This is a genomic window from Brevinematia bacterium (assembly GCA_039630355.1).
GTDB lineage: Bacteria > Spirochaetota > Brevinematia > DTOW01 > DTOW01 > SKYB106.
Window position 1 is genome coordinate 1 of sequence record JBCNVF010000049.1, and the last position, 11,624, is coordinate 11,624.

Annotated in this window: 10 protein-coding genes and 2 tRNA genes; 4 read left to right on the plus strand and 8 right to left on the minus strand. The window is 38.4% G+C overall.

Annotated features, from left to right (window positions below; genetic code table 11):
- Positions 1-3 precede the first annotated feature (3 nt).
- Together ABDH28_03785 and ABDH28_03790 are read right to left on the minus strand one after the other, a co-directional pair.
- Positions 4-77 (minus strand) — tRNA-Pro (locus tag ABDH28_03785).
- Positions 78-81: 4 nt separating this feature from the next.
- Positions 82-155: transfer RNA gene (locus tag ABDH28_03790), tRNA-Val, on the minus strand.
- A 272-nt stretch (positions 156-427) separates the two neighbouring features.
- On the opposite strand from ABDH28_03790, the gene accB reads away from it, so the two are divergent.
- Both accB and ABDH28_03800 read left to right on the plus strand, forming a co-directional pair.
- Entirely contained in the window at positions 428-964 is a 537-nt protein-coding gene (gene accB / locus ABDH28_03795) for an acetyl-CoA carboxylase biotin carboxyl carrier protein (protein ID MEN2998140.1), read from the plus strand.
- Positions 965-969: 5 nt separating this feature from the next.
- Positions 970-1,686: an ABC transporter permease subunit gene (locus ABDH28_03800; protein ID MEN2998141.1), complete on the plus strand. Its 717-nt coding sequence runs from the start codon at positions 970-972 to the stop codon at positions 1,684-1,686.
- On the opposite strand, the gene ABDH28_03805 is transcribed toward ABDH28_03800, so the two are convergent.
- The 3 genes from ABDH28_03805 to ABDH28_03815 all read right to left on the minus strand — a co-directional run bounded on the left by ABDH28_03805 (position 1,687) and on the right by ABDH28_03815 (position 5,395).
- A complete protein-coding gene (locus tag ABDH28_03805; GenBank protein ID MEN2998142.1) occupies positions 1,687-2,127 on the minus strand; it encodes a polymer-forming cytoskeletal protein in 441 nt (146 codons plus the stop codon).
- A 1-nt stretch (position 2,128) separates the two neighbouring features.
- Entirely contained in the window at positions 2,129-3,496 is a 1,368-nt protein-coding gene (locus ABDH28_03810) for a TldD/PmbA family protein (protein MEN2998143.1), read from the minus strand.
- A 150-nt stretch (positions 3,497-3,646) separates the two neighbouring features.
- Positions 3,647-5,395: an alpha-amylase family glycosyl hydrolase gene (locus ABDH28_03815; GenBank protein MEN2998144.1), complete on the minus strand. Its 1,749-nt coding sequence runs from the start codon at positions 5,393-5,395 to the stop codon at positions 3,647-3,649.
- A gap of 308 nt (positions 5,396-5,703) precedes the next feature.
- Between ABDH28_03815 and ABDH28_03820 the strand changes: the two genes are divergently transcribed.
- Positions 5,704-6,483 (plus strand): ZIP family metal transporter, encoded by a 780-nt coding sequence (locus ABDH28_03820; GenBank protein MEN2998145.1) that lies wholly within the window; start codon positions 5,704-5,706, stop codon positions 6,481-6,483.
- A 134-nt stretch (positions 6,484-6,617) separates the two neighbouring features.
- Entirely contained in the window at positions 6,618-7,289 is a 672-nt protein-coding gene (recO, locus tag ABDH28_03825; protein MEN2998146.1) for a DNA repair protein RecO, read from the plus strand.
- 13 nt (positions 7,290-7,302) lie between these two features.
- On the opposite strand, the gene ABDH28_03830 is transcribed toward recO, so the two are convergent.
- From ABDH28_03830 to ABDH28_03840, 3 genes are all read right to left on the minus strand, one after another.
- Positions 7,303-9,099, minus strand: coding sequence for an ATP-binding protein (locus tag ABDH28_03830; protein ID MEN2998147.1), 1,797 nt, complete (start codon positions 9,097-9,099; stop codon positions 7,303-7,305).
- A gap of 90 nt (positions 9,100-9,189) precedes the next feature.
- Positions 9,190-9,741: a 5-formyltetrahydrofolate cyclo-ligase gene (locus ABDH28_03835; protein MEN2998148.1), complete on the minus strand. Its 552-nt coding sequence runs from the start codon at positions 9,739-9,741 to the stop codon at positions 9,190-9,192.
- A gap of 112 nt (positions 9,742-9,853) precedes the next feature.
- Positions 9,854-11,425 (minus strand): peptide-binding protein, encoded by a 1,572-nt coding sequence (locus ABDH28_03840; protein ID MEN2998149.1) that lies wholly within the window; start codon positions 11,423-11,425, stop codon positions 9,854-9,856.
- Between the last annotated feature and the right edge of the window lie 199 nt (positions 11,426-11,624).

The window sequence follows — 11,624 nt, forward strand, 5'->3', positions numbered from 1 at the left end:
ATGTCGGGATGACTGGATTTGAACCAGCGACCCCACCCACCCCAAGGGTGTGCGCTACCAGGCTGCGCTACATCCCGACCTTGGGCGGTAGAGGATTCGAACCTCTGGCCTCCACTGCGTCAAAGTGGCGCTCTAACCAACTGAGCTAACCGCCCTCTATAGCATTATTATAAAACCACAACCAACCCAAATTCAATCTTCCACTAAACCCCAATAAATTCCAGAATTTGAAGTTACGTAGGTATGGTTAATACTTTTAGGTGTCCATAAACCTCTATTCTCATCCTCAATCCCATCAACATTAGAATCTCCTCACAAAAAAATTTAGACTTTATTGGTACCAGCAACTTCAAACGACTCACCGCCTTTACATGATTTTGAACTTTAGTAGGGTAATTGTATATCATTTTATTACCAGAGGTGCAGTATGAACGAAAACAAGCAACTACCCATAAAAGAGATAAGGAAGCTCGCAGAGTTATTTCACGATAACCAACTAGAGGAGTTACTGATAGAAACAGAAGAACTGTGTGTAAAATTTTCAAAAGGAACTAAGTCATATTCTTCTCCCATAATTACTCCCGGACTGAACATACAACAAGTAGTTCCTCCAACTCCTATAACCCAACAGCCCCAACAACCTCTACAAGCTCCAAGACAACAACCCTCTATCTCACCTGAACCTACTAAAACCCAACAAGACCCCTTCGCAGATGAAACTAAATACCATAAAGTCAAATCCCCAATAAACGGAACATTCTACAGAGCACCTTCCCCCGGAGCCGAACCCTTTGTCAAAGAAGGAGACCACGTAAACGCTGGACAAACCCTTTGCATCGTTGAAGCAATGAAAGTGATGAATGAAATCAAATCTCCCGTCTCAGGAAAAATTGTAAAAATACTGAAAAACAACGCAGAAATTGTAAAATCAGAAGATGCTTTAATGATAATAGAAATGGTATAAAAGCTATGAGAAAGATTTGGTATGTTTTGAAAAAAGAGCTCATAGTCTATTTTACAACACCAGTTGCATACATAGCAATGCTTGCATTTCTAGTAATATCCGGATACCTATTCCACTTTTATATCTCCTATACCAGAATCTCAGACATGAGTAGAGTGCTAAACAATATGATAATAGCAGGAATGTTTGTATCCCCGATCCTGACAATGAGACTACTTGCAGAAGAAAAAAAACTAGGCACCTACGAACTTCTTAAAACATCACCCATCCACATATACCAGATCGTGGTAGGTAAATATCTGGCAAGCATTATCATATTCCTCAGCGGTCTTCTCCTCACTTCAGTATATGTAGTAATCATGGCTGTTTACGGAAAACCCGATTTTGGGACAATTGTCTCAGGATACATTGGTTTTGTTTTGACAATGAGCACATTTCTATCTATTGGACTTCTTGCGTCTTCACTTTCACAAAACCAGATGGTTGCAGGAATAATAGGATTCGCTCTTATCTTCCTACTGTGGTTTATAGATGTTCTTAGTGGAATAGTTGCAGACGAAACAATATCAAATATCCTCTCAGAAATTTCTTTTCTAAACCATTATTCAAACTTTCTAACAGGCATAATTGATACAAAAGATGTTACCTTTTTCATCTTCTGGATAATTCTAAGCTTGGTTATCACAACAAAAATTCTTGAGACCAGTTCGTGGAAAAATTAACTACCAACTCCACTTCTTCCTCTCCTCCTCCAAATAAGGGCTTACTTCCGCGGAAAATATTTCCATAATCTCCTCTTTACCTACTCTATTGAATCTACCCTTAAACCTTGCTCCTTCATCTATAAGAATCTTCTGTGATGAGAGATCACCAATCACAGAAGAAGTTCCAAGAAGGATTATTTCCCTAATCGCAAAAATATTACCTTTCACTTTCCCTCCAACTACTACAGTTTCACCAAATATATCACCCTTAACCTTACCGCTAGAACCGACTATTATCAAATCCAAAGACTTTATATTTCCCTCATAATTACCATCCACCCTGAGAGGTCCCTCAACAACAAAGTTTCCCCTGAAAATAGTGTTTACACCAATTATCGTGTTTACTTTCTTTATAGGTATGTGTTCTTCCTTTATGATTCTACTTATCTCATCTCTCATATTAAACCTTACCACCAATTAAAACATCTCTAACGAGAATGTGAGGCCCTCCATCACCAACGGGCAAAGGCGACTGAGATGCTTTACCGCAACCTCCCATAGTGCTGTGCAACTTAAGATCATTACCTATCATAACTATATTGTTAAGAGTTTCAAAAACATTCCCCGTCAGGGTTATATCTCTTACAAGCTTAGTTGGCTTTCCGTTCTCAACCTTATATCCGTAAGCAGCAGAGAAAGTAAACATCTCAAGGTTAGTCTGACCTCCCAGAAAATCCACAACATAAAGCCCATTTCCTAACCTCTCAAACAACTCCTCAACAGGAGTATCACCATTATCAATGAAAGTATTTGTCATTCTAACAATAGGAGAGTATTCATAAGACAGTGCCCTAGCATTGCCCGAAAGTGGTTCTCCCATAACCTTTGAGGTAAGTCTGGAATGTAACCTAGAACTAAGAATACCATTCCTAACCAAATATGTCCTCTGAGATGGAATTCCTTCATCATCGTATGGAGTATACCCAACAGTGGTATCAATACTCCCATCATCTATTATATTTAGAAACTCAGGACCAAACCTTCTTCCAATCTTCATAACCTCCATAAGCCTTTGGTTTCCATACACATGATCAGCCTCAGATAAATGTCCAAAAGCCTCATGAACAAAAACACCTGTAAGTCTAGGATCTATCACCACATCATACTTACCACCAAAAACTTGCTCAGCATAAAGAAGATCAACAGCTCTTTTAGAAACTTCCTCCGCTAAAGAATGAAAATTCTTGACAACCTCAAATCCTCCATATTTTGCAACAGATTCTGAGCTCCTTTGCACATTATTCCCATCTACAGCATACGCAACCAGTGTTATACCACTGTAGACAAATTCCATCTCCAATCTACTACCCTCAGAGTTTACATAGAATTTCTTTTTACTATAATCTAAATACTTTACCTTCACACTTCTTACCTTGGAACTACTCTTAAGAATTCCAGCATATTCCTTACAGAGATTAACCTTATCTTCAAGTGCAACAGAGAAAGGATCTATCTCATACTTAGTGCGAACCTTATCCTCAACCTTAGAATACCTAGCAATGTCAACATTGGATTTTGCTCCCAATACTCTAGCAGAAATCTGCGTTGACTTTAAAACATCTCTCACTCTTTCAGGAGAATTAAAAGAAGAGAAGGCTAAACCTCCCTTATCCAAAACCCTAACAGCTCCTCCAGAAGACTTCTTTACACTAACCTCCTCCACCCCCGTCTCAGAAACAGATATCTGAGTTCCCTCTAAAGACTCAAACCTTAAGTCACAAAAATCAGCTTGCACTCTACCAATCTCTTGCTCAAAGAATTCCAACATACTCTCCCCACAACATGCCTAAAAATATAATAAAACACTCCAAAATTATTCAAACTTAACCAAAAACTGCCAAAGTCTAACCCACCAAGTTTGCTAGACAAGATCTTGAGCTTTTGCTCACCTATTTCCCTTTGATCTTAATACTCAGTATCACTTAGATTTCTTTTCCTTTTGCTGAAGTTGAGGTTTTGCTTCAGCTGGGCGTGAGAACAAAACTATAGCAACTTCTCTTGGCTTAAGTGATATCTCTGCTTGCTTATCCTTTACCAAAGTATCACCAAAGGCTTTCAAATCACTGCCTTGAGAACTCAAAGTGCCAACTAGTTTTATATCGTTTGGTAAAGGAATACTAACTTTTGTGACAATTTCATCCTTTTTGCTTAGATTGTAAATAACAATCGCATAGTCATTATCATACCTTCTAGCATAAGCTGTTATAATCTCTTTTGAAGTTGTTAGTTGCCTGTAATCTCCAAAAGATGAGAACGCTTTCGTCTTCACTTTTTTCAGCTCTATTAAGGACCTAGTGAAGTTAAATATAGAGTTTGAAACCTGCTCCTGAGCTTTGACAGAGTAATTGGTTTCAACAGGATTATACCTTGCATGCCATATCCTTGGGCCTGTTGTAAACCCTCCAAATTTGGTAACTTCCCATAGCATTATGCTTCTTTTTTCTGCATCACCTATCATAACTTTAGTATCATCGGGTAACCCAATTTCATCGCCATAGTAGAGAAATGGCATACCTCCAGGAGTAGTAAGAAGCATCGCTATTGCCATTTTTAAAGCTTCATCATTTCTTATTTTGCTACCAAATCTGCCAACATCGTGGTTTGACAAGAATGGTGAGAGAAAAGTTATAGGAAATTGCTTATTGTTAAACCATCCACTCAAAGCACCAATAGCAGTTTTAGATTTTGATGCAACTAACTGCGGAAGAACAAAAGATGTAGCAAATTCAAAGTTAAACGCATTATCAAATGTTTTCCCTCCTTGGTAGTATTTCTCAACTATCGCAGGACCTGCAAAAACCTCCGATACCACATATACATCAGGCTTCGTCTTTTTAAGATATCCCATAAAATCTTTCCAAAACTCTATAGTTTCCGGAACATCAGCTTGTCTATCAGGTGCTTTCGCAATAGCAAACCTAGCAGCATCTATTCTAAACCCATCTACCCCCTTATCAAGCCAAAACTTAGCAACCTTCTTAAGTTCAGCAACAACCTCCGGATTCTCTAAATTCAAGTCAGGAATGTTGAAATTGAAAGCAGAGTAGAAAAACCATCCATACCTATAAGCATTGGTAACAAAATCAAACTTGTTCCACACACTCTGTTTTGACTGGCCTGTCGGATTAGGCCAATCACCAGCAGGCTGATCCTTACTCCACACATACCAGTCCTTATACTTAGAATTCTCATTAGTTGCAGAGTCCACAAACCATGGATGATGCCTAGAAGTGTGATTGTAAACAAAATCTATTATTACTCTTATCCCCCTCTTCTTTGCCTCCTTTAGCAAATTCTCAAAATCCTCCATCGTCCCATACTGAGGATTCACAGAATAGTAATCTAGAACATCATACCCGTGATACTCCTTAGAGGGATGTATAGGCATAAGCCATATATAGTCCACTCCAAGCAACTTCAAGTAATCCAATTTCTGAGTAATACCATTAAAGTCACCTATACCATCGCCGTTACTATCATAAAAACTTCTTACAAAGATTTCATAACCAACAGAATTATGCCACACCGGCAACTTATCTACCCTAAAGTAAGTGCTCCACCATTCGGCATTGTTATCACTAACACTCACAGGCTCAACTTGCTCTTGCGAGAAACCTAGAGCTCCAAAAACCAATGAAATAACAACAATAAACACCAACCTCCTCATATCTACCCTCCTCTCACTATTTTAAAAAAACCAAATCTCATATTCAATAACAGAAAAATTCACAAATAAACTCCAATTTCCATTAGGTAAGCAAAACAAGACTCTAAACATTTAGTCTACCTACTTCCATTGCCTCCAAATAGCGTCTATCAGTCACAAAACTTTATCTCACACCAAGCCTCAACCAAAGAGAGTATAGGCAAAAGCCTAGAATCTTGCCTTAGTTACCAACCGAAATTGGAATTTGTTGAAACATAATTCATTTACTGGAAAGCGTAAGAGTAGACTTCATTAAAATAAACACAAGTATGCCAACAGAACCAATTATTCTCGTAGCAATGGGTGTATTGTTCACTTGGACCATGAACAACATAGGGTCGTCCTTAGTCTTTGCTTTCCCTAAATCAAATAAGAAGGTATTTGATTTCTCGTTAGGACTAGCGGGGGGCATAATGTTGGCATCAAGCATTTGGTCTCTTTTAGTCCCTGCAATGGAAACCTCAGATTACTTTCATCTCCCAAGTTGGCTTACAGTAGGTGGAGCTTTCATTGCCGGAAGCTTGTTAATAAAGTTAGTTGACACTCTAACTCCACACCTACACATCGGATCCGTCAAGCCCGAAGGAACTCATTCCAAACTTACAAAAAAGATACTCCTCTATCTAGCTATGACATTACACAACATACCCGAAGGATTTGCGGTAGGAATAGCTCTTGGTGGTACGGGAATTATACCAGAATACAGCGGAATACCCGTAGCCATTGGAATAGGAATACAAAACATCCCTGAGGGACTTGCAATTTCCACAACACTCGTCACCATAGGACTGACCAAACTTCAAGGTTTTGCATATGGAGTACTCTCTGGATTCACAGAGGTAGTAGGTGGGTTTATAGGCTTTTTAATCATCGCAAGCTTTCCCCAACTCTTCCCCCTAAGTCTAGCAATATCAGCAGGAGCAATGTTTTACGTGATAATTGAAGAAGTAATACCAGAAGCACAATCCTCAGAAAACACAGACATACCAACCTTAGGCGCTGTGCTAGGATTTGTTATAATGACAATATTAGATAACTTAAGTTACTAAACCTTTGCAAAAACCTACCTTTCCACACCAAAACAGCCTGAAAAAGTTAAAACTCCCGCTAAGAAACAAAAGTAAAAAAACCCCGTAAACCTCGTTCTTGACTAAGTAGCGCTGTGATCAAATAATATAACTATGTGAGAAACAAAAAATTTCGCAGAATAACTGGTATAGTCCTAGGAACTAAAGATGTAAGCGAAGGAGATAAAGTTGTTGTCGTATTTTCACCAGAACTGGGAAAGTATAACCTAATGGCCTATGGAGCAAACAGGTTCAAAAGCAGATTCTCAAATAGAACAAATACCTCAAATGTAATTCAAGGATGGGTAAGATTCCCACAAGGGCTTAACAAAATACCCTCTCTTGAGAACGCTGAGGTTCTGGTAAACTTCTTTGACGAATTAAAAAATAACTACCTAAAACTCTTCAGTGCAAATATTGCCTCCGAAATCATCAATTTAGTAGTGCCACAGGAAGTCTTTGACCAAGAACTATATGACACCACAATAAAATTCTTCTCAAAATTAATTGAGTCTGAAAATGAAGAAGACTCTTTCCTAACCCTTTCCAAGTTCTTAATACTACTCCTCAAAATTCAAGGAGTATTACCATATATCAAAGAAGAAAAAGAGATAGAACCTACAACTAAGTTTTTCATACTATCCCTACTTAAGGATAGTAAACCCGGAAAAGATGTTGACACTAGTGTCAAACTAGACTTTCTGGAGTGGTTTGAAAGGAAACTTAGCAAAATAACCAACGAGAGGAAAATTATCTCAATACAACTGCTAAAAAGGGTAATAAAGTAACTTAGCTAGGCACTTAGGCAAAACTACTTTCAATCTCCTTTAACTCAGTTTCTGAAGGTTTTATTTCCTCTTTTCTTGTTGCATACGGAGGTTTAGGAAAATTTATAACAAGAGGAACCTCAATATCTGGCTGGAAGAGTATCATCGTACCACTTCTTATCTTTTTTGCTTTCTCCCTAAACTCGCTAGATAGATGTCTATAAACCCTATTCTCAACCTCAGCAGAATCAAGTCTACCATTAACCTTAACACTGGAATTGGAAATAATTCTCGGATCAACCTCACTTGCCATCTGCTGAGCCCCTATAAGTATAATACCTAAACTTCTACCCCTTTCAGCTATATCAAGAAGTATATTCTTTATAGGACTAAATCCTACAGCAGGAGCATATTTGTTAAGCTCGTCCAACATTACAAAAACCGTTAATCCCTTTGACTTTGGAGTTTTCTCACCAAAATACAACTCCGATAAAATACTGCCCACAACAAATCTCTGCGCCCTAAAAGAGAGAAATTTATCTGAAATACTTATAACCGTAACTTTCTTTGACTCCCAATCAACTTTTTTAGACTCTTTCATACGGACCAAAAAAGAAATATCCTTAGCACATACTGCAAACTTCCTTATAAACTTTGAAATCGTTTGATGCTGAGCCTTAGAAGGAAAGAAAAACCTCCTTAACTCCTCGGTATCCACTCCCAAATTCTCATCTTCTTGCCCTGTTAATTCCAGAAGCTGAGAAAGAGAGATATCTATCCTTTCAGAATTTTTAATTTTGTCCACCACTTTCCGAGTTTCAGCATCATCGTAAAGAGAAACTAAGTTGAACACTTTATTACCTACTTTAACTTCTACTCTACACTCAGGAGACTCCTCTGCTTCACGCTTCATAACATCTGAGAAGTGATTTAACACATAGGTAAAGTTATCATTTTCTCTCTCCTCTTGGTCAAACATATATTCTACTAGTCTCTCTTTGAAAAAGTCCTTCAGACTCCAACCATATATACAAGTTTTCTCATCCTGACGTTCACTTGTCAAAGGCCTACTAGGATCTTCTGGATCAGGAGGTAGGTAGAAATTGATATCTTTGGTTCTAAACGGAGTTGTTTCTAACCCCATCTTTTCAAACTGCAATTTTGCATTGTTATCAAACTCTCTACTCTCCTTGTCTATGTGTAACAAATCCTCACCTTTAACACTGAATACTAAAGCTCTTAAGTTTCTCTTCTCCCTTTCATCTATGGTTCTACAATACATCATTGAGTGAATCAAGAATAGGGAGTAAGAAGTTTTCGTAGCAATACCTGAGATTCCTGAAATAGAGATATGTGCTCCTTTTTGACCGTTAATAAACTCCCAGTTTATGTAAGCAACTTCACCATTGTTGAGAATACCAGCAGGTAGTAAGTTTTTCTTATCATCCATATTCATAGCCTTTCTAGTCTCCTCGGTGCTCACTACCCTAAATACCTCACTTCCAGGGTCAGGAGGTATTAGTTTACTCTCAGGCTCAATTCTCGTTATCCTGACATGCGCTATGTGGTAAACTTGGTAAGGAATTATACCCCTAAGTGTCTCCTTATTCCAGCTATGGAAGTCTACTCCCTCAAACCCCTTAAGAATGTTAACAACAACGCCAAAGAAGCTAACCTTCCCAATCCTTTCTACGTAATTCTCAACTTTTACAATATCGTCAACACAAACAGGATTATCCCCAAACACCTCAAACCAAAACTCACAGGGCGTTGATTCTTTTGTGCCAATAACTATCCCAACCTTACTATTACCCCCGTTCTCATTAGCCATTGTCCCCCTCCATAAGAAAAATATAAATCTCAGAAAACTCCAAAATCAAACATCTAACTCCTACTAATCCACCCATATCCCAGAATCTGCCTAAAAACTGTATACCCCATTCTCAGTTATTACCAAGTCAAGCTTAACATCACGATCTTCATAGGGTAGCAAGTTGACTTTTTGACATTCATACGCAAGTCCTACCTTTAGCTTTATCCTTTCTAAATTCTTCGCCAAAAATCTATCATAAAAGCCACCTCCATACCCAAGCCTATGACCATTCTCATCAAACCCCACAACAGGAACAATAGCTATGTCAATAACACTATCAAAAACTTCTCCCCCCTCAGGTTCAAGTATTCCCCTAAAACCACTCACGAGCTTGAACTTTGAAGTAACCGCTACAGGCAATATCTCCCTACCTCTCACCTTTGGCAAAATCAAAACCTTACCATCTTCCAGAACATACGTTACCAACCTAAGTGTCATAACCTCAGAACCTATTGACACATAAAGCATCACGCTTTTAGAACTCTTCCAATATTCAGTCAAGAGAAGCCTTCTGTGAATACTCTCTGAAAGACTAACCTGCTCCAAAATAGGCACTGAATTTCTCCTAGACAACAATAGTCTCCTTATACTTCCCTTCATACCTACCTTCATAAACCTCTGTCTAGGAAGAATCCCTTCTGACTTTCTAGCAGAATTTACAAACCCTCAGTAACTAGAAAATTCACACCTTGCGAATACCCCAAAGCGGACTCTAAGGTCTTTCTAACATCCAAGTATGGAAGTTCCAATAAATCCCCACTGTTGAAGGATCTATACCTCTAACCCTCTTGTTTGCTCCAACTAGAGATGCACTTGAGAACAGAAATAGATACGGTAGATCCTCGTTTATTATCCTGTGAACCCTAGCATAAAGCTTCTTTCTCTCACTTCTATTGAATATTCTCCTTCCCATCTCACATAACCTATCTACTTCTGAATTAGCATAACTTACATAGTTTATTCCTCCTTTAATTTGCGACGAATGCCAAAGATCGTAAGGATCTGGATCAATTGATAACTGCCATCCAAACATCACCATTTGAAAAGTTCTACTATCAATTGTTTTTGTCACCATTGACCACTCCATCACTCTTATGTTAAGCTCTACTCCTATTTTCTTAAGTGTCTCTTTAAGAATCTCTCCTATTTTTATTCCTATCTCACTACCTTGGGACACAATAAGTTCTAATGAAAGCTTCTTACCCTCCTTATCCCTTATCCCATCACCATCGGTATCTCTCCAACCTGCTCTATCCAAAAGTTCGGATGCCTTTTCCAAAGAAAACTCGTAATCTTTCACATCAGGGTTATAAGCCCAGCTATTCGGAGGGAAAGGACCACTTAGAGGAAGCGCCAAACCAAAGTAAACATTCTTCCTTATCTCCTCCTTGTTTATTGAATGAGCAAGAGCCTTTCTTACTAACTTATCAGAAAGAATTTCATCCTTCAGGTTCAACGCAATCTGCGATATGCTCAGAGTGTGATATTTGTAGGAATTAAACTCTTTCTTAAACCAAGCTTGTTGCACTTGATTCACCCAATCAATAGGCCTTATCCCTGCAAGATCAGTATCCCCAACCTTAAGAGCGTTAAACTCAACCGTTGGATCCTTTATGATTTTGAATATAACCCTTCTTATCTTAGGTTCCTTCTTCCTGTCCCAATAGTTTGTCACCTTTTCAAGCACTATATATTGCCCAGGAACTATCTTTCTTACAGTGTAAGGCCCACTACCTATCGGAAACGAGTTATACCTCGTATTATGAAAATCTTCCTTCTCAAAAATATGCTTAGGTATCGGAGTCATCGCCCAACTCTCCAAAGCTGGTGCGTAAGGCCGAGAATACTTCACCTCAAATTCATAAGTGCTTATCTTTCTTACATATTCAACATCTCTATACTGAGCAACCTTGTTAAAAGCCCTTGAGAGCGGATTGGTTATCATTGAAAAGGTATATATTACATCATCTGCAGTTATCGGCATCCCGTCATGCCACCTAGCATCCTCCCTAAGCTTAAACCTAAACAATGTAGAATCCTCAGAAACTACATACTTCTCAACAATCTTTGGAACAAAATTTAGTTCCTTATCAACATCAAAAAGAGAATCATATACAAAGCCTATCACTCTTGAAGAATACAGATCAAGAGCAGAAACAGGATTTAAAGTTTGAGGCTCCTGAGGTAAAGTCAAAACAATCGTTTCTTCATCCCTAAGAGAAGCCTTTGAACACGACGTCAAAAAAATGACTATAAGCCCAAGTAAAACAATTACTCTCCACATAACTCCTCCAGCCCCTAAACCACCAAACCACCTTTATTCTAAATCTCTCTATAAGAACCTTTCCAGTAAAACATCCTCCCAAAACCCATTCCCTTCGGTTCTAACTACTAACTCTTTAAAAGTGCCTAAAATAGCTTTGCTACCTTAGGCTAAAGCTTTCTCAAAATATACATTTTTATACCTCTACTTCTAAAGAAGT

Excerpts from the sequence above, each read along its gene's own strand:
- accB (MEN2998140.1), top strand. The coding sequence starts at position 428 with ATGAACGAAAACAAGCAACTACCCATAAAAGAGATAAGGAAGCTCGCA.
- ABDH28_03800 (MEN2998141.1), top strand. The coding sequence starts at position 970 with ATGAGAAAGATTTGGTATGTTTTGAAAAAAGAGCTCATAGTCTATTTT.
- ABDH28_03805 (MEN2998142.1), bottom strand. The coding sequence starts at position 2,127 with ATGAGAGATGAGATAAGTAGAATCATAAAGGAAGAACACATACCTATA.
- ABDH28_03810 (MEN2998143.1), bottom strand. The coding sequence starts at position 3,496 with ATGTTGGAATTCTTTGAGCAAGAGATTGGTAGAGTGCAAGCTGATTTT.
- ABDH28_03815 (MEN2998144.1), bottom strand. The coding sequence starts at position 5,395 with ATGAGGAGGTTGGTGTTTATTGTTGTTATTTCATTGGTTTTTGGAGCT.
- ABDH28_03820 (MEN2998145.1), top strand. The coding sequence starts at position 5,704 with ATGCCAACAGAACCAATTATTCTCGTAGCAATGGGTGTATTGTTCACT.
- ABDH28_03830 (MEN2998147.1), bottom strand. The coding sequence starts at position 9,099 with ATGGCTAATGAGAACGGGGGTAATAGTAAGGTTGGGATAGTTATTGGC.
- ABDH28_03835 (MEN2998148.1), bottom strand. The coding sequence starts at position 9,741 with ATGAAGGGAAGTATAAGGAGACTATTGTTGTCTAGGAGAAATTCAGTG.
- ABDH28_03840 (MEN2998149.1), bottom strand. The coding sequence starts at position 11,425 with ATGTGGAGAGTAATTGTTTTACTTGGGCTTATAGTCATTTTTTTGACG.